The following is an 18,587-nucleotide window of genomic DNA, read 5'->3' as shown; positions in this document are numbered from 1 at the left end:
ACCGGCACCTCCTCGACCACCCTCCTGACACCGGCACCCCACGGACAAGGGACCCGAGATGCTCGCCTACGTCGCCAAGCGACTGGCCCTGGCGGTCGGCACCGTGCTCGCCGCGGTCGTGATCGTCTTCCTGCTGGTGCACGCCAGCGACACCACGCCCGGCGCCGTCCGGCTCGGGGCGGGGGCCACGGCCGAGCGCGTCGCCGCGGAGAACGAGGCCCTGGGCTGGAACCGGCCGCTGCCCACCCAGTTCGTCGACTACCTGGGCCAGTTGGTGCAGGGGAACCTCGGCACCTCGCTCGTCGACGGCCGCGACATCGCCGCCGACCTGGCCGACCGGTTGCCGGTGACCGCCTCGATCGCGCTGTTCGCCACCCTGCTGTCGGGTGTGGTCGGGGTCCTCCTCGGCGTCACGGCCGCCGTCCGCGGTGGTCGCCTGGGCCGGTCGATCACGACCGGCAGCGGCGTCGCGCTGTCCCTGCCCGCCTTCTGGGTCGGGATCCTCCTCGTCTACCTGCTGTCCCTGCAGCTGGGCTGGTTCCCGGCCACCGGCTACACCCAGTTCGCCTCCGACCCGGTCGGGTGGGCCTCCAGCATCGCGATCCCTGTGATCACCCTGGCCGTGGGCGGTGCGGCGATCGTCGCCCGCACCGCCGCCGCCGGCATGCGGGAGGCGCTCGCGCAGGAGCACATCCGCACCCTGCGGGCGATGGGGACGCCGCGGTGGCGGATCCGCTACGTGCACGCGCTGCGCTACGCCAGCGTGCCGGTCGTCTCCACGCTCGGCATCCAGTTCATCGCCCTGTTCGGCGGCTCGGTGATCATCGAGAACCTCTTCGCGCTGCCCGGCCTCGGCCAGGCCAGCCAGGTCGCCGCGTCCTCGAGCGACTTCCCGGCACTGGTCGGGGTCGTCGTCGTCGCCACGGTCGTCGTGGTCGTCACCAACCTGCTGCTCGACCTCGTCGTGGCGGCCCTGGACCCGAAGGTGCGGACCTCATGAGCGTCCTCCCCCTCGACGCGGCCGACGAGGTCGCCACCGAGCCCGTCGCACCGGCCCGGCGCCGCCGCGGTCTGCCTTCGTTCCTCCGTCGTCCCGGGGGCTTCCTCGGCGCTGCGTGGCTGCTGCTCGTCGTCGTCGCGTCGCTCACGGCGCCGCTGTGGCGGCCCTACGAGCCCGGGCAGCAGGACACCGCCGACCGGCTCGCGCTGCCGTCCGCCGAGCACTGGCTGGGCACCGACCCGCTGGGCCGCGACCTGCTCTCGCGGATCTTCACCGCGGGGTCGCTGCCGCTGCTGTCCTCGGCGCTCATGCTCGTCGTCGCCTTCGGCATCGGCCTGCCGCTGGCGCTGATCGCCGCGGAACGCGGCCGGCGGGTCGAGCGGGTGATCAGCCGGGTCACCGAGGTCTTCCTGGCCCTGCCCTCCACGATCCTGCTGCTGGCCCTGATCGGCGTGATCGGCAACCGGCTCTACCCGGTGATGGCCGTCCTCGGCGTGCTCATCTCCGCCGCTGTCTACCGCGTGCTGCTCGGGGTCGCCCAGTCGGTGCGTCAGCGCCTCTACGTCGACGCAGCCCGGGTCAACGGGCTGGGGTCGGTGCGGGTCAACCTGCTGCACGTGCTGCCGTCGATGGCCACGGTCGTCGCGGTGCAGGCCGCGCAGTTGTTCGGCATCGGCCTGCTGATCGTCGCGGGCCTGGCCTTCCTCGGCTTCGGCCCGGGGGAGCCGGAGCCGAGCTGGGGCTTCATGATCCAGGACGCCTCGGGCTACATCTACACCTCGCCGTGGCTGATGGTCCCCACCGGCCTGGTGCTCGCGCTCACCGTCGTCGCGGCCAACGAGCTCGCCGACGCGCTGGCCGGCGGGGCAACGGGCGGGGCGCGCTCCCGGCGACGCCGCCCGCTGCGCCGGGCCGTGCAGGCGGTGAGCGCGCCCGCCGCGCCGGCGGACCCCGAGGCGGTGCTGGAGGTCCGGGACCTCACCGTGTCCGTCGACGACGGCCCCGACCTGGTCACCGGCGTCTCCTTCTCCCTGCGGCCGGGGCAGGTCCTCGGCCTGGTCGGGGAGTCCGGCTGCGGCAAGACGATGACCGCCCGCTCGCTGATGGGTCTGCTGCCCGACGGCGTCGCGGTCACCGGCGGCTCGATCCGCTGGCAGGGCCGCGAGCTCGCCGGCCTGTCGGAGGGCGAGCTCAACCGCATCCGGGGACGGGAGATCGCGATGATCTCCCAGGAGCCGATGGTCGCCCTCGACCCGATGTTCCCGATCGTCACCCAGCTCGTCGGCCCGATCCGCCGCTTCCGCGGGGTGGGCCGGTCGCAGGCGCGGCGGATCGCCGCGGAGCTGCTGCGCAACGTCGGCATCGTCGACGCCCGGCGGGTGCTGAAGAGCTACCCGCACCAGCTCTCGGGCGGCATGGCGCAGCGCGTCTGCATCGCCCTGGCGCTCACCGGTGAGCCGCGGCTGCTGGTCGCCGACGAGCCGACCACCGCCCTCGACGTCACCGTGCAGGCGGAGATCCTCTCGCTGCTGCGGGCGCTGGTCCGCGACACCGGCCTGTCGGTCGTCATGGTCAGCCACGACCTCGGTGTGGTCGCCGACATCTGCGACACCGTCGCGGTCATGTACGCCGGCGAGGTCGTCGAGGCCGGCACCGCGGCACGGGTCCTCGACGATCCCGCGCACCCGTACACGATGGCGCTGCTGGGGGCCAACCCCCACGTCCCCGAGGGCGAGCCGGTGCCCCAGCGGCTGGCCTCGATCGCCGGCACCGTCCCGCCGCCCGGCTCGTGGCCTCCCGGCTGCCGGTTCGCCGCCCGCTGCCGGTTCGCGCAGGAGAAGTGCACGGTGCCCTTCCCGGCGCTGCCCGCCCACGGCGACGGACAGGTGCTCTGCATCCGGGTCGACGAGCTCTCCCGCGAGCACGCCACCTGGGCGCCCGAGTCCGCCGGCGACGAGCTGGCCACCGCCGCCGACGAGACCGCCCCGACCGCCGGAGTGTCCGCATGACCGCCCCCGCCCCGGCCGCGCCCGCCACGGCCACCACCCCCGCGCTGGAGATCCGCGACCTCGTCGTGCGGTACGGCTCGGGCCGCAAGGCGCGGCAGGCGCCGCCGGCCATCGACCGCGTCAGCTTCGACATCGCCCCCGGCGAGACCGTGGGCCTGGTCGGCGAGTCCGGCTCGGGCAAGTCGACGATCGGCAAGGCCGTGCTCGGCCTGCAGCCGGCTGCAGGCGGCACCATCCGGGTCAACGGCCAGGACGTCACCGCGATGTCGCTCAAGCAGCGCAGCCGCCAGGTGGCCGACCTGCGGGTCGTCTTCCAGGACCCGTACTCCTCGCTCAACCCGGCGCGCACCATCGGCCAGACGCTGGTCGAGCCGCTCCGGCTCATGGGGACCAGGGGCGCCGAGGCACTGCAGAAGGCACGCAGCGGCCTGGAGTCCGTCGGCCTGCCCGGCGACGCCGTCGACCGCTACCCGGCGCAGTTCTCCGGCGGCCAGCGGCAGCGCATCGCCATCGCCCGCGCGCTGGTGTGCGACCCGAAGGTCGTCGTCCTCGACGAGCCGGTCAGCGCCCTGGACCTCTCCACCCAGGCGCAGGTGCTCAACCTCCTCGCCGACCTGCGCGACCAGCGCGGCCTGGCGTTCCTCTTCATCGCCCACGACCTCGGCGTCGTCCGGTTCCTCTCCCAGCGGACGGTCGTGCTCTACCGCGGGCAGGTCATGGAGACCGGGCCGGTCGAGGCGGTCAGCCGGGCGCCGCGGCACCCCTACACGGTGGCGCTCACCGCCGCCGCGCCCGTGCCGCGGCCGGCCGAGCAGGCGGCCCGCCGCGCCGCCCGGGAGGCCGCCGGGTTCGGCACCGCGGGAGCCGCGGCGCCGTCGCCCACGGGCTGCCCGTTCGTGCCGCGGTGCCCGCTGGCCACCGACGTCTGCGTCACCGAGCGCCCGCCGCTGCGGCTGGTCGAGGGCACGGAGGCGGCCTGCCACCACGCCGACCGGGTCGCCGCCCTGTGACGGCTGCGGCACCGCACGGGCTGCGCACCGAGCACCTCGACGAGCCGCTCGGCATCGGCACGACGCAGCCCCGGCTGTCGTGGCGGCTTCCCGACGGCGCCCGCCAGCAGCTGGCGTACCGGCTGACCACCGACGACGGCTGGGACTCCGGCTGGGTGGAGGACGCCCGGTCGGTGCTCGTCCCGTGGACCGGTCCGGTGCTCCGCTCGGCGCAGCGGGTGCTCTGGCGGGTGCAGGTGTGCACCGACCTCGGCGAGAGCCCGCCGTCGGAGCCCGCCTGGTTCGAGACCGGCCTGCTCGAGGTCACCGACTGGTCGGCCGACTGGATCGAGCCCGGCACCATGCCGGGCGGCCCGGCGGGGGAGCGGCCGGCCGCACTGCTGCGCTGGGAGTTCGACGTCGACCGGCCCGTGGTGAGCGCCCGGCTGTACGCCACCGCGCAGGGCCTCTACGAGGCGTTCCTCGACGGCGCGCGCATCGGCGACGCCGAGCTGACCCCCGGCTACACCCAGTACGACCAGCGGCTGCAGGTGCAGGCCCTCGACCCCGGACCGGTGGCTCCCGGGCGGCACGCGCTGGCCGTCGTCCTCGCCGACGGCTGGTTCCGCGGTCAGACCGGCGTCACCCGCTCGGCCGACCAGTGGGGCGACCGGGTCGCGTTCCTCGCGCAGGTGCACCTCACCCACGACGACGGCACCGTCACGGTGCTCGGCACCGGCCCGGGCTGGCGCAGCGCGACCGGTCACGTCGTGGCCGCCGACCTGATCGCCGGGGAGCGCTGGGACCTGCGCGGGATGCCCCGCGGCTGGGACGTCCCCGGCTTCGACGACGCCGGCTGGGACCCGGTCACCGTGGTCGAGCACGGCTTCGGCGGGCTGGTCGACCCGCCGGCCCCGCCGGTGCGCCGCGTGGAGGAGATCGAGCCCGCCTCGGTGACCCGGCTGCCGTCCGGCGTCCAGGTCGCCGACCTCGGCCAGAACGTCAACGGCTGGGTGCGGCTGACCGACCTCGGCCCCGCCGGCACCACGATCACGCTCACCCACGGCGAGTGGCTGGGCCCCGACGGCGACGTCACGGTCGAGCACCTGCGGCCGGACCTGCCGTTCCTGCCGCACCCGCTGCCGGCCGGGCAGGTCGACGTCGTGGTCTCCGCCGGGGTACCGGGCGAGGCGTTCGAGCCGCGCCGCACCACCCACGGCTTCCGCTACGTGCGGATCGAGGGCCACCCGCGCGACCTCACGACCGACGACCTGCGCGGTGTCGTGGTGCACACCGACCTGCGCCGCACCGGCACGTTCACCTGCAGCGACCCCCGGGTGGACGCCTTCCACGAGGCGGCCGTGTGGAGCTTCCGCGGCAACGCCTGCGACATCCCGACCGACTGCCCGCACCGCGAGCGGCACGGCTGGACCGGCGACTGGCAGCTGTTCGTCCCCACCGCCGCGTTCCTCTACGACGTCGCCGGGTTCTCCACCAAGTGGCTGCGCGAGGTGGTGGCCGACCAGTGGCCCGACGGCACGGTCGCCAACGTCAGCCCGTGCCCCCGCGGCGAGGGGCGGGACAGCCCGGTGTCCTCCCTCAACGGGTCGGCCGGGTGGGGCGACGCCGTGGTCGTCGTGCCGTGGGAGCTGTACCGCGCCTACGGCGACACCCGCGTGCTGGAGGAGACCTGGCCGGCGATGGTGCGCTGGCTCCACCGCGCGGAACGGATGGCCCGCGAGCAGCGGCACCCCGACCGGGCCGCCCGCCGACCGGAGCCCGCGCCGCACGAGCGGTGGCTGTGGGACACCGGCTTCCACTGGGGTGAGTGGCTCGTCCCCGGGCAGGAGGTGGGTGACTTCGGCGCGTTCGTCGCCGCGGACGAGGGCGTCGTCGCCACCGCCTGGTTCGCGCACAGCGCCGAGCTGGTGGGCCGGATCGCCGCGGTGCTCGGCCGGGACGACGACGCCGCCCGCTACGCCGGCCTCGCCGCGCAGGTGCGCGCCGCCTGGCAGGCCGAGTACCTCGACGGCGACGGCCGGCTGGTGTCCGACACCCAGGCCGACCACGTCCGCGCCCTCGCCTTCGGCCTGGTGCCCGCGGAGCTGCGGCCGGCCGTCGCCGGGCGACTGGTGGAGCTGGTGCGGAAGGCGGGCACCCATCTGGGCACCGGCTTCCTGGCGACGCCGTACCTCCTGCCCGTGCTCGCCGACGCCGGTCACCTCGACGTCGCCTACGAGCTGCTGCTGCAGGACACCGAGCCGTCGTGGCTGGTGATGGTCGACCGCGGCTCGACGACGGTGTGGGAGCACTGGGACGGCGTGGACGCCGAGGGCAGGCCGCGCGACTCGCTCAACCACTACTCCAAGGGCGCCGTGGTCGGCTTCCTGCACCGCTACACCGCGGGCATCGAGCCGCTCGAGCCCGCGTACCGCCGGTTCCGCGTGCGGCCCCGGCCCGGCGGCGGGCTCACCTCCGCCGCGGCCGCGCACGAGTCCCCGTACGGCCGGATCGGCTCGTCCTGGCGGATCGACGGCGACCGGTTCGAGCTGACCGTCGAGGTCCCCGCCGGCACCGAGGCCGAGGTCGTGCTGCCCGACGGGACGACGCACCCGGCCGCCCCCGGCACCCACACGTTCACGAGCACCCTGGAGGACGTCGCATGACCGCCACCGAGTGGGCCGGCCCGGCCCGGTTCCTGCCCCCGCACGCGCCGGCGCGGCGGGACGACGGCGCCCGGCACTTCTCCGGCCTCACCTACGCGGTGGCCTTCGGGTACCGCCCGCTGCAGCTCGACGTCTGGGTGCCCGACACCCCGGCGCCCGCGCCGCTGGTCGTCTGGGTGCACGGCGGCGCGTTCATGATGGGCGACCGCCGCTACCTGCCGGAGACGCTGCGGGAGAACCAGGTCTTCGACGCGCTGCTCGCCGCCGGCCTCGCCGTCGCCAGCATCGACTACCGGCACGCCCTCGAGGCGCCCTTCCCGGCGCTGCTGCACGACGCCAAGGCCGCCGTCCGCTACCTGCGGCGTTTCGCCGACGAGCTCGGCGTCGACACCACGCGCATCGGCGCGTGGGGCGAGTCGGCGGGCGGGCACGTCGTGGCGCTGCTCGGCCTGACCGGGCACCGGCCCGACCTCGAGGGGACGCACGGCGTGGTCGGGGAGTCCAGCGCGGTCGACGTCGTCGTCGACTGGTACGGCGTCTCCGACCTCGACACCATGCCGCGGCAGGCGCCGCCGCCGGAGATCGCCGCGCTGCTGCCCGAGGAGCTGCGGGGACCGCCGGAGGAGCACCTGGTCGCCGGGCTCACCGACGCCACCCGCGCCGACGCCAGCCCCGTCACCCACGCCACCGCGGGCGCGCCGCCGTTCCTGTTGCTGCACGGCACCGCCGACTGGCTCGTGCCGTACGCCCAGAGCGAGGCGCTGCACGCGGCGCTGCGGGCCGCCGGTGCCTCCTCGGAGCTGGTGCCCGTCGAGGGCGCCGGGCACATCTGGCTGGGGTCCGACCACGTCGACGGGATCGTCGACCGCTCCGTGCGGTACCTCGCCGGCGCGCTCCTCGGGGACCGGGTCCGATGAGTGACGTGACCGTCGCCCCCGTCACCGTCGAGCACCACCGCGAGCCGGTCGGCATCGGCGAGGCCACCCCGCGGCTCTCCTGGGTCACCACCACCGACCTGCCGGGCTGGTGCCAGGCCGCCTACGAGTTGGAGATCGGCGCCTGGTCGTCGGGCCGGGTCGACTCCACCGACTCGGTGCTCGTGCCGTGGGACGCGCCGCCGCTCGCCTCCCGGGAGCGGCGCACCGTCCGCGTCCGCGTGTGGGGACAGGACGACGCCGAGCCGTCGGCGTGGAGCGAGGAGGTCGCCGTCGAGGCGGGTCTGCTCGCGCCCGCCGACTGGAGCGCGCGGCTGGTGCGCCCGGTGCTGCCCGCCCGGGAGGAGGCCGTGGCACTGCTGCGGCGTGAGTTCACCCTCGACCGGCCGGTGGCCCGCGCCCGGCTGTACGCCACCGCGCAGGGCGTCTACGAGGCCGCGCTCAACGGGACGGCGGTCTCCGACGTCGTGCTGGCGCCCGGCTGGACCAGCTACCGGCACCGGCTCCGGTACCAGACGTACGACGTCACCGGCCTGCTCCGCGAGGGGCCCAACGCGATCGGCGTGCACCTGGCCGAGGGCTGGTTCGCCGGGTACCTCGGCTTCACCGGCAAGCGCGAGTGGTACGGCGACCGCACCGGCGCGTTCCTGCAGCTGGAGGTCGACCACCCCGACGGCTCGCGCACCGTGGTGACCACCGACGCCGCCTGGCGCTCGACGACCGACGGGCCCACCGTCCGCTCCGGCCTCTACTCCGGCGAGACGGTCGACTTCCGCCGCGACCTGCCCGGGTGGTCCGCGCCCGGGTTCGACGACGCCGCGTGGACGCCGGTGGAGGTCGACGACCTGGACCCCGCCACGCTGGTGGCGCCCACCGGCCCGCCGGTGCGCCGCACGCAGGTCCTCCCGGTGCAGGCGGTCACCACCTCGCCGTCGGGGCGGCTGCTCGTCGACTTCGGGCAGAACCTGGTGGGCCGGATCCGGTTCGCGCTCCCCGACGGCCCCGCCGGCACGGAGATCACGGTGCGGCACGCCGAGGTGCTGGAGCACGGAGAGCTGGGCACCCGCCCGCTGAAGGCCGCCCGCGCCACCGACGTCGCCGTGCTCGACGGGCGCGGCCCGCGCACCTGGGAGCCGCGGTCCACCTTCCACGGGTTCCGCTACGCGGAGGTGTCCGGCTGGCCCGGGGAGCTGCGAGCCGAGGACCTCGAGGCCGTCGTCCTGCACACGGACCTGCGGCGCACGGGGACCTTCACCTGCTCCGACCCCGAGGTCGAGCGGCTGCACGAGAACGTCGTCTGGGGGATGCGCGGCAACTTCCTCGACATCCCGACCGACTGCCCGCAGCGCGACGAGCGGCTCGGCTGGACCGGCGACCTGCAGGTGTTCGCGCCCACGGCGTCGTTCCTCCACGACACCACCGGCATGCTGCGCTCCTGGCTGGCCGACCTCGCCGCCGAGCAGCAGGAACTCGACGGCGTCGTGCCGATGTACGTGCCGTTCCTGCCGCTGCTGCCCTTCCCGCAGCAGCCGGAGACCGGGTGGGGCGACGCCGCCGTCGTCGTCCCGTGGGTGCTCTACCAGCGCACCGGCGACACCGGGCTGCTCGCCGCCCAGTGGGGGTCGATGACCGCGTGGATCGACGCCTTCGCCGCGCGGGCCGGGGAGCACATCGACTTCCCCGGGGGCGGGTTCTCCTTCGGCGACTGGCTCGACACCGCCGCCCCGCCGGACAACCCGGCCGCCGCCCGCACCCCCTGGCAGTGCGTGGCCACCGCCTACCTCGCCCGCTCGGCGCGCACGGTGGCGGAGGCGGCGGAGGTGCTCGGGCACGACGGCGCCCGGTTCGCCGAGCTGGGCGAGCGGGCCGCGGCCCGCTTCCGCGCCGAGTACGTCTCCCCGAACGGCCGGGTGGCCTTCCCGTCGCAGACCGCCTACGCCCTGGCGCTGGAGTTCGACCTGCTGGAGCCCGGGCAGCGGGAGCACGCCGGCCGGCTGCTGGCGCAGCAGGTACTGGCGGACGGGTTCCACATCGCCAGCGGCTTCCTCGGCACGCCGCTGGTCACCGACGCCCTGACGAACGCGGGTGAGCTGGCCACCGCCTACGCACTGCTGCTGCAGCGGGAGAACCCGTCGTGGCTGTACGCGGTGACGATGGGCGCGACGACGGTCTGGGAGCGCTGGGACTCCGTGCTCCCCGACGGGACGATCAACCCCGGGGAGATGACGTCGTTCAACCACTACGCCTTCGGCGCGGTCGCCGACTGGCTGCACCGCACGGTGGCGGGGCTCGCCCCGGCCGCGCCGGGCTACCGCCGGATCCGGTTCGCCCCGCGCCCCGGGCCCGGCCTCACCTCCGCGGCGGCCACCCACGAGACGCCGTACGGCACCGCGTCGGTGTCCTGGGCGCTGACCGGGGGCACGGCGTTCGCGCTCGACGTCGTCGTCCCGCCGAACACGACGGCGGAGGTGGTGCTGCCCGACGGCAGCGCGCCGGTGGAGGTGGGCTCGGGCCGGCACGCGTTCGCCTGCACGATCGAGGAGCCGCGCCCGGTGGAGAAGCCGGCGCTGTTCTTCGACCCGGACGCGCACGCGTGACGCCGCGCCCCGTCGTCCCCGGCTTCCACCCCGACCCCAGCGTGGTCCGGGTCGGCGACACCTACTGGATGGTGCACTCGTCCTTCGAGTACGCCCCCGGCGTCCCGCTGTACCGCTCGACCGACCTCGTGACGTGGGAGCAGGCCGGGCACGTGCTGGCCCGGCCCTCCCAGCTCGACGTGTCGGCCGCGCCGGGGTCGGGCGGCGTCACCGCGCCGACGATCCGCCACCACGACGGCCGCTTCTGGCTGGTCACCACCAACCTCGCCGACGGCGGGTGGCAGGTGCTCAGCACCGCCGAGGACCCGCTGGGGGACTGGTCGGACCCGGTGCGGATGCCCGGGGTGCGCGGCATCGACCCCGACCTCGCCTGGGACGACGACGGCACCCTGCTGGTCTCCTACGCCGGCTTCGGCGCGGGCGGCCCCGCCGGGCTGGTGCAGCAGGCGGTCGACCCGGTCACCGGGGCCGCGCTCACCGAGCGGCGGCGACTGTGGCAGGGCACCGGCGGGCGCTTCCCCGAGGGCCCGCACCTGTACCGGGTGGGCGACCTCTGGTACCTGCTCATCGCCGAGGGCGGCACCGAGCGCGGTCACGCGGTGACCATCGCCCGCGCACCCTCCCCGGCCGGGCCGTGGGAGCCCTGCCCGGCCAACCCGCTGCTCACCCACCGCGGGGTGGAGTCGCCGGTGCAGAACACGGGGCACGCCGACCTGGTGCAGCGGGCCGACGGCTCGTGGGCAGTGGTCTTCCACGGCGTGCGCCCGCGCGGCGCCAGCCCGCAGTTCCACGTCCTCGGTCGCGAGACCTTCGCCGCCGAGGTCGAGTGGGCCGACGGCTGGCCGCGGCTGGGGGAGTGGCTGACCCCGCCGGGCGGCGCGGTCGCGGTCGCCGACGGACTCTCCGGCCCCGCGTGGGTCGCGCCCCGACGGTTCCCCGGCGAGTTGCTCACCCCCGTCGAGGGCGGGTGGCGGCTGGCCGCGACCGGTCCCGACCCGGCCTCGGAGGACCTCGCCGTCGTGGGGCGCCGGCAGGAGCACGAGCACGCCCGGTTCCGCGCGACCGTGCGGGTGGACGGTGTCGGCGGGCTGACGCTGCGGATGGACGCCCGCCACCACCTCGACCTCGAGGTCGACGGCGACCGGGTGCGCGCGGTGGCACAGGTCGGGCCGCTGCGCGCGGTCCTCGGTGAGGCGGAGGTCGCCCCCGGCGAGGACGTGACCCTGGAGATCCGGACGCTCCCGGGCGAGGGCCACTTCTCCTCGACGGCGCTGGCGCCCGACGTGCTGGTCGCCGGCCTCGTCCGCGCGGGCCGCTCCACCGAGCTCGGCCGGCTCGACGGGCGCTACGTGTCCACCGAGGTCGCCGGCGGCATGACCGGACGGCTGTTCGGCCTCTGGTGCGCCCGCGGCGAACTGCTCGTCCGATCGACCACGTACCGCGGCGCCGACGACCCGGCCGCCGTCTGACCCCGGAGGACCGTGTGTCCCTGCGCATCACCCGACGCTGCCGCGTCGTCGTCGACAACGACTGGGCCGGTGACCCCGACGGCCTGGTCGCCCTGGCCCACCACCTGCTTAGCCCCGCCAACCGGGTGGACGCGGTGACCAGCTCGCACCTGAGCGCGGTGTTCGGGCCACCCGAGGGCACCGCGGGGAGAGGCGCCCGGTTCGCCCAGGAGCTGGTGGACCTGGTCGGCGGCCCCCGGCCGGCGGTCGCCGCCGGCTGCGACGTGCTCCTGGACGCGGGCGACACCCGCTCGGCCGCGGCGGACCTCATCGTCGCCGAGGCCCGGCGGGACGACCCACTGCCGCTGTTCCTGGTCTGCGCCGGGCCGCTCACCAACGTCGCGCAGGCACTGCGGCAGGCGCCGGAGGTCGCGTCGCGGCTCACGCTGGTCTGGGTCGGCGGGGCGCTGGACCCGGCCGCCTTCGAGTACAACCGGGAGACCGACGCCGGAGCGGCCCGTGAGGTGCTGGCCCGCACCGATCTCGCCGTCTCCCAGTTCCCGCTGGAGACCTACCGACGGTGCGAGTACTCCGTCGCCGAACTGGAGCAGGACCTCGGTGGGGCGGGCCGGGTGGGGGCGTGGCTGTGGCAGCGGTACCTCGAGCTGCCGATCCCCGACTTCGTGGAGCAGGGGGAGACCTGGCCGTTGGGCGACTCCCCGCCGGTGCTGCTGACCGCCCTCAGCGACGCCACCAGCGCGTGGACCGAGACCCCGGTCGTGCCCGGGGGCGCGTCCCGGCGCGTGTACGTCGACGTCGACGTCCGGCTGCTGGTCGCCGACCTCCACGCCAAGCTGCGCCGGCACGAGCGGCAGGCGGCCGGGACCTCAGGGACGGGGTGACCGGTGACCCGTGGGGGAGCGCACCCGGCCCGCCCCACCGGGTCACAACGTGGTCATGCCGCCGTCCACGGCGAACACCGCACCGGTGGCGAACGCCGACTCGTCGCTGGCCAGGTAGACCATGACGCCCTCGAGGTCACCGGTCGTGCCGGCCCGGCCCATCGGGATCCGGCCGACGATCCCGGCGCGCGCCACGGGGTCGGCGGTGATGGCACGGACCAGCCCGGTCTCGGTGTAGGGCGGCACGACGGTGTTCACCCGGATGCCCCGGCGGGCGTAGGCGGCGGCGACCGTGCGGCCCAGCCCGTGCACGCCGGCCTTCGACGAGGCGTAGGCGGTGAACTCCGCCCCCTCACCGCGGACCGCGGTCGGGCTGCCGGTCAGGACGATCGAGCCGCCGCCGACGGTCAGCATGCCGCGGACGGCGTGCTTGATGGTCAGGAAGGCACCGGTCAGGTTGACCTCGTGGGTGCGCCGCCAGACGTCGAGGTCCAGGTCGGCGACCTCGGCGTCCTGTCCGATGAGCTGCACGCCGGCGTTGACGACGACGACGTCGGGGACCCACCCGTCCGAAGCCAGCGTGGCGAAGCCGCCCGCCACGCTGCCCTCGTCGGTGACGTCCATCGGCACCGACCGACCACCCGACGCCTCGGCGGCCGCCTCTGCTCCCGCGGCGTCCCGGTCGGCGTAGGCGACCCGCGCTCCCTCGGCGGTGAACCGGTCGGCCACCGCCCGGCCGATGCCGGCCGCAGCCCCGGTGACCAGTGCCGTCTTCCCTGCCAGTCGCCCGCTCACGTCCGCAGGATGTCCGCGCCCCCCGGGGCGCCGGAACCCGTCTGCCATCCACCGGCACGCGGCTGTCCGTCGGCTGCCCGCGCCGCCGATGACCGGGGGCGCGGGCTCCAGCGGCGACCCGGCGGACGCCGCGCTGCACCGAGCGGCGCTGCCAATGGTCGGCATCCGCGAGGCCGTGCGGTCCGCGGCACAGCAGGATCGGGTGGTGACCACCGCCACGCCCCCCGACCGGTCCGACCTCGACGCGCTGCCCCTCGAGACGAAGGCGGCGCTGCTGTCCGGACAGGACTTCTGGTCGACGCCGGCGGTGGAGGAGGCCGGGCTGCCGTCGGTCGTCCTCACCGACGGACCGCACGGCGTCCGCCGGCAGGCCGACGACTTCGACCGGATCGGCCTGCTGCAGAGCCTGCCGGCCACCTGCTTCCCGCCGGCCGTCGCCGTCGGGTCGAGCTGGGACCCCGAGGTCGCCGAGCGGGTCGGCGCGGCGGTCGGCCGGGAGGCGCGCGCCCTGGGCGTGCCGGTCGTCCTCGGCCCGGGTGTGAACATCAAGCGGTCCCCGCTGTGCGGGCGGAACTTCGAGTACTACTCCGAGGACCCGCTGCTCACCGGCGTGCTCGGCGCCGCGCACGTCCGCGGCCAGCAGGCGCAGGGCGTCGGCGCCTCGGTCAAGCACTTCGCGGCCAACAACCAGGAGACGCAGCGCATGCAGGTCAGCGCCGACGTCGACGAGCGGACCCTGCGCGAGATCTACCTGCCCGCCTTCGAGCGGATCGTGACCTCGGCGCGGCCGGCCACGGTCATGTGCGCCTACAACCGGGTCAACGGCGTCTACGCGTCACAGAACCTCTGGCTGCTCACCGAGGTGCTGCGCGAACAGTGGGGCTTCGAGGGCGTCGTCGTCTCCGACTGGGGCGCCGTGGACGACCGGGTCGCCGCGCTGGCCGCCGGCCTGGACCTGCAGATGCCCGGCGACTCCGGTGCGGGCAACCGGCTCGTCGTCGCAGCCGTCCGCGCCGGGGAGCTCGACGAGGCGCTCGTCGACCGCAGTGCCCGGCGGGTGGCCGCGCTCGCGGACCTCGTTCCCGAGCCGACCGACGGCTTCGACGTCGACGCGCACCACGCGCTGGCCCGCGAGCTCGCGGCGCAGTGCGCGGTGCTGCTCCGGAACGACGGCGCCGTGCTGCCCCTGGCCCCGGACACGAGGGTGGCCGTCGTCGGCGAGTTCGCCCGCACGCCGCGCTACCAGGGCGGCGGCAGCTCGCACGTCAACGCCACCCGGGCCGACGACGCGCTGACGGCGCTGCGGGCGGCGCTCCCGCCGCTGTCGTTCGCGCCCGGCTTCTCCCTCGAGGGCTCCGGGAACGCCGCCGCACTCCGCGAGGAGGCGGTCGCCGCGGCCCGCGACGCCGAGGTCGCCGTCGTCTTCGCCGGGCTGGCCGAGCAAGACGAGTCCGAGGGCTTCGACCGCACCACCCTCGACCTGCCCGCCGTGCAGGTCGAGCTCATCCGGGCGGTGGCCGCGGCCGCCCCGCGCACCGTCGTCGTGCTGTCCTCGGGCGGCATCGTGTCCCTGGAGGGCTGGCACGACGACGTCGACGCGGTCCTGGCCGGCTTCCTGCTCGGCCAGGCGGGCGGCAGCGCGCTGGCCGACCTGCTCACGGGTGCGGTGAGCCCGTCCGGGCGGCTGGCCGAGTCGATCCCGCTGCGCCTGGAGGACACCCCCAGCTACCTGAACTTCCCCGGCGAGCAGGGGCACGTCCGCTACGGCGAGGGCGTGATGGTCGGCTACCGCCACTACACGTCCGTCGAGCGTCCGGTGCGGTACCCGTTCGGGCACGGGCTGGGCTACACGACCGTGGAGACCTCCGGCCTGCGGGTGGCCGTCACCGGCGACGACGCGGCGACCGTGTCGGTGACCGTGGGCAACACCGGCGCGCGGGCCGGCCGGCACGTGGTCCAGGTCTACGTCGCGACGACGGCCGGCCCGGTCCGCCGCCCCGCCCGGGAGCTGCGCGCCTTCACGAAGGTGCCGCTGGAGCCGGGGGAGTCGCGGACGGTGGAGCTGGACCTCGACCGCCGGGCGTTCGCCTACTGGGACGTCCGGGAGGGCGGCTGGGTCGTCGCGCCGGGCGAGTACACGGTGCAGGTCTGCGCGAACGCCGCCGAGGTCCTGGCCGAGGAGACGGTGACGCTGGCCGGCGACACCGTCGTCCCGGAACTCACGCTGGGCTCGTCGGTGGCCGAGTGGTTCGAGCACCCGGTGGTCGGGCCGCAGCTGCTCGAGGGGTTCCTCGCCTCCGTGCCGGACGGTGCCGCGGAGATGCACGCCGGGATGCTGCAGATGATCGGGTCGATGCCGATGCGCCGGTTCGCCGCCGACTTCGGCGCCGCCATCCCGCCGGCCGAGCTCGACCGCCTGATCGCCGTCGCCCGGGCCGCCCGCGCCGGCTGACCGTCCGCCGGACGCCGGTGGGGCCCGGGAACGTCTCCACCCCGGGCCCCACCGGTACGACGGCTAGGACGTGCCGCCCACCTGCGGACCGGACGAGGTCCGGGCGTGCAGCTGCACCTTGGCGAACAGGTCCTCGACCATCAGCCGGCAGTCGAGCTGGGTGTAGACACGCATCGGCCGCGCGCCGGGAGCGGTGGTGTACTGCCCGTCCGCGGAGATCGCCGGCGTCTCCCGGACGACGTGCCGGCTCGAGGACGGGTCCGGCTCGAACGCCGACTGCAGCGCGGTGAGCAGCACCTGCGGGCTGTCGCCGAGGATGTAGGTCTCACCGAGGTCCGCCCCGTAGCGCGCGGCCTGCGTGCGGAGGCCGTCCAGCGCGGCGCACAGCCGGGCACCCAGCGGCCCCTGTTCGGCCATCCGCACCTGCAGCTCGGCGAAGGTGGCCAGCGTCTGCCGGTAGGCGTCGCGTGGCACCTGCCAGATCGGGATGGCGGAGTCGCCGAACACGATCGATCCGGCCAGCACGTCGATGAGCAGGTTGTACTCGACCGGCATCGCGCCGGGTGGCGGCTCGGCCAGGCCGGCGTGCTCCGGGCCGCCGATCCAGACCAGCGTGAGCCGCTCGGCGATCCGCGGCTCGATCAGCCACGCACTGGCGACCTCGGTGAGGCCGGCACCCGCGCAGACGTAGAGCGGGCTGTCGACGTCGGTGCGCATGGCCTCGGCGACCAGCGCCTCGGCGGCCGCGGACCGGATCGGCGTCCCCCGGTCGGTCAGGCCGACGTTCGAACCGGCGAGGACGGGGACGTCGGGGCGGCCGGCCAGCGCCAGGATCTCCCGGGCGAGCTCGGCGGCGTTGTCGGCAGTGGTGTCCGAGGGGTCGAAGTGGTCACCGGGCCGCAGGTGCGAGCCGATGACCAGCCGCAGGTCGACCGATGGTGACAGCGCGTGGTGCGCCAGCTGGACGAGGCCGTCGGGGTCACCGCTGAAGTCGTTGTCGACGACGACGCGGATCCGGGGTCGGCTCATCGGTCAGATCTCCCTGCTCGGCAGTGACTGCGCGTAGCGGCGCGCCTCGGGTGGTGGCCCCGAGCGCGGGTCGTCGTCCCGGTCGTCCTCGAGCACCACCGCCTCCTCCGCGGCGGCCGGCTCCGACAGCTCCGCCAGCGCCGCCAGCTCCTCCTCGGAGGTGACCGCCTCGCCGCGGGCGACCATGCCGGCGTGCTCGGCGAGCGGGATCTCGCGCAGCACGGACGACAGCAGCAGCGCCACGGCGAGGATCGGCACGAGGTACCAGAACACCGGCGCCAGCGAGTCGGCGTAGGCGTCGACGATCGCCGTCCGCAGCGGCTCGCCTGCCGCGTCGACCGCCGACGGCACCAGGGTGTCCGGCGAGGTGATGCCCGCGGCGGCCGCCTGCGGGGCGTTCGCGCTCAGCGCGCCGGTGAGGTTCTCGGCCAGCCGGCTGGTGAACAGCGTGCCGAAGACGGCGACGCCGAGGGTGGCGCCCACCTCGCGGAAGTAGTTGTTCGTGGAGGTGGCGGTGCCGATCTGGGTGGCCGGGACGGCGTTCTGCGCGGCCAGGACGACGTTCTGCATGATCAGCCCGAGCCCGCAGCCGAGGGCGAAGAACATGGCGCCGACGACCCACAGCGACGTCCCGCCGGTCAGCGTGGTCATCCAGACCATCGTCGCGAGGATGACCGCGACGCCGGCGACGGTGAACCGCTTGTAGCGGCCGGTGCGCAGGATGACCGACGCCGAGGTCTGGATCGTGAGGATGATCCCGGCGGTCATCGGCAGCATGAGCAGGCCCGAGTTCGCCGCCGAGAGGCCGGAGCTCATCTGCAGGAACGTCGGCATGAACGCGATCGCCGAGAACATGCCCAGGCCCACGGCCATGCCCAGCGCCGTGGCGACGACGAAGGTCGGGTTGCGGAACAGGGTCAGCGGCACGATCGGCTCGACCGCGCGCCGCTCGACGAGCACGAAGGCGGCTGCGCAGACGACGGAGGACGCCGCGAGCCCCAGGGTCCACGGGTCGGTCCAGCCGTCGCTGCCGCCGAGGTCGGTGAACAGCACCAGCGACGTCGTGGTCGCCGACAGCGCGACGATCCCGGCGACGTCGAGCGGGGTGGTGCTGCGCCGGCGCGGCAGGGAGAGGGCGAACCAGCCGATGAGGAACGCGCCGACGCCGACCGGCACGTTGATCCAGAAACACCACTCCCAGCCCAGGGCCGCGCTGTCGGTGAAGAAGCCGCCGACCAGCGGGCCGGCGACGGCCGACAGGCCGAACAGCGCGCCGATCGGGCCCATGTACCGCGCGCGTTCCCGCGCCGGGACGATGTCGGCGATGATCGCCTGCGACAGGATCATCAGCCCGCCGCCGCCCAGGCCCTGCACGCCGCGCCAGAACACGAACCAGCCGAAGTCGGGCGCGAGCGCGGCGCCGACGCTCGCTGCGGTGAACAGACCGATGGCGACGAGGAACAGCGTTCGGCGGCCCCAGAGGTCGCCGAACTTGCCGTAGACGGGCATGACCAGCGTGGTGGCCAGCAGGTAGGCGGTGGTCACCCACGCCATGTGCGAGACGCCGCCGAGCTCGCCGACGATGGTCGGCATCGACGTCGAGACGATCGTCTGGTCGAGGGCGGCGACGAGCATCCCGGCGAGCAGCGCCGAGAAGATGACGTTGATGCGGCGCCGGGTCAGGACGATGGGTGGGGCGGTGCCGTCGGGCGGCGGGTTCACTCGTTCTCCACGGGTCGTGCGACGGTGCCGCGGGCGCGCGGCA

General features: G+C 75.3%; 12 protein-coding genes. 9 read left to right on the top strand and 3 right to left on the bottom strand.

The features are described from left to right. The first annotated feature begins 58 nt into the window (after positions 1 to 58). Genes ACI79X_RS07230 through ACI79X_RS07195 form a run of 8 tightly spaced genes read left to right on the top strand, consistent with a single transcriptional unit; the run spans position 59 to position 12,546 of the window. On the top strand, positions 59 to 1,000 hold the full coding sequence (locus ACI79X_RS07230) for an ABC transporter permease (protein ID WP_457024738.1): 942 nt from the start codon (positions 59 to 61) through the stop codon (positions 998 to 1,000). Continuing rightward, positions 997 to 3,009, top strand: a complete 2,013-nt coding sequence (locus ACI79X_RS07225; RefSeq protein WP_457024737.1) for a dipeptide/oligopeptide/nickel ABC transporter permease/ATP-binding protein — start codon at positions 997 to 999, stop codon at positions 3,007 to 3,009. The genes ACI79X_RS07230 and ACI79X_RS07225 overlap by 4 nt, the downstream gene beginning before the upstream one ends. Then, positions 3,006 to 4,019 (top strand): ABC transporter ATP-binding protein, encoded by a 1,014-nt coding sequence (locus ACI79X_RS07220; RefSeq protein WP_457024736.1) that lies wholly within the window; start codon positions 3,006 to 3,008, stop codon positions 4,017 to 4,019. Before ACI79X_RS07225 ends, ACI79X_RS07220 begins: the two co-directional genes overlap by 4 nt. After that, positions 4,016 to 6,664, top strand: coding sequence for a family 78 glycoside hydrolase catalytic domain (locus ACI79X_RS07215; RefSeq protein WP_457024735.1), 2,649 nt, complete (start codon positions 4,016 to 4,018; stop codon positions 6,662 to 6,664). Before ACI79X_RS07220 ends, ACI79X_RS07215 begins: the two co-directional genes overlap by 4 nt. Next, positions 6,661 to 7,581 carry an alpha/beta hydrolase fold domain-containing protein gene (locus tag ACI79X_RS07210; protein ID WP_457024734.1) on the top strand — a complete coding sequence of 307 codons (921 nt, stop codon included), beginning with the start codon at positions 6,661 to 6,663 and terminating at the stop codon, positions 7,579 to 7,581. The genes ACI79X_RS07215 and ACI79X_RS07210 overlap by 4 nt, the downstream gene beginning before the upstream one ends. Further along, positions 7,578 to 10,196, top strand: coding sequence for a glycoside hydrolase family 78 protein (locus ACI79X_RS07205; RefSeq protein ID WP_457024733.1), 2,619 nt, complete (start codon positions 7,578 to 7,580; stop codon positions 10,194 to 10,196). The genes ACI79X_RS07210 and ACI79X_RS07205 overlap by 4 nt, the downstream gene beginning before the upstream one ends. Further along, positions 10,193 to 11,665 (top strand): family 43 glycosylhydrolase, encoded by a 1,473-nt coding sequence (locus ACI79X_RS07200; protein WP_457024732.1) that lies wholly within the window; start codon positions 10,193 to 10,195, stop codon positions 11,663 to 11,665. The genes ACI79X_RS07205 and ACI79X_RS07200 overlap by 4 nt, the downstream gene beginning before the upstream one ends. Positions 11,666 to 11,679: 14 nt before the next feature. Further along, on the top strand, positions 11,680 to 12,546 hold the full coding sequence (locus tag ACI79X_RS07195; RefSeq protein WP_457024731.1) for a nucleoside hydrolase: 867 nt from the start codon (positions 11,680 to 11,682) through the stop codon (positions 12,544 to 12,546). A gap of 42 nt (positions 12,547 to 12,588) precedes the next feature. On the opposite strand, the gene ACI79X_RS07190 is transcribed toward ACI79X_RS07195, so the two are convergent. Beyond that, positions 12,589 to 13,341 carry an SDR family NAD(P)-dependent oxidoreductase gene (locus ACI79X_RS07190; protein ID WP_457024730.1) on the bottom strand — a complete coding sequence of 251 codons (753 nt, stop codon included), beginning with the start codon at positions 13,339 to 13,341 and terminating at the stop codon, positions 12,589 to 12,591. Positions 13,342 to 13,546: 205 nt separating this feature from the next. Here ACI79X_RS07190 and ACI79X_RS07185 point away from each other — a divergent pair, with 205 nt between their 5' ends. Then, positions 13,547 to 15,793: a glycoside hydrolase family 3 C-terminal domain-containing protein gene (locus ACI79X_RS07185; RefSeq protein WP_457024729.1), complete on the top strand. Its 2,247-nt coding sequence runs from the start codon at positions 13,547 to 13,549 to the stop codon at positions 15,791 to 15,793. Between the two features lie 63 nt (positions 15,794 to 15,856). Here ACI79X_RS07185 and ACI79X_RS07180 read toward each other — a convergent pair whose 3' ends face one another. Together ACI79X_RS07180 and ACI79X_RS07175 are read right to left on the bottom strand one after the other, a co-directional pair. Further along, positions 15,857 to 16,822 (bottom strand): nucleoside hydrolase, encoded by a 966-nt coding sequence (locus tag ACI79X_RS07180; RefSeq protein WP_457024728.1) that lies wholly within the window; start codon positions 16,820 to 16,822, stop codon positions 15,857 to 15,859. Between the two features lie 3 nt (positions 16,823 to 16,825). Next, the gene (locus ACI79X_RS07175; protein WP_457024727.1) at positions 16,826 to 18,544 is read right to left on the bottom strand and encodes an MDR family MFS transporter; all 1,719 of its coding nucleotides are present in this window, start codon (positions 18,542 to 18,544) and stop codon (positions 16,826 to 16,828) included. Positions 18,545 to 18,587 lie beyond the last annotated feature (43 nt).

The organism is Geodermatophilus sp. SYSU D01119, assembly GCF_054049975.1.
This window is presented reverse-complemented; position numbering and strand designations above follow the sequence as displayed.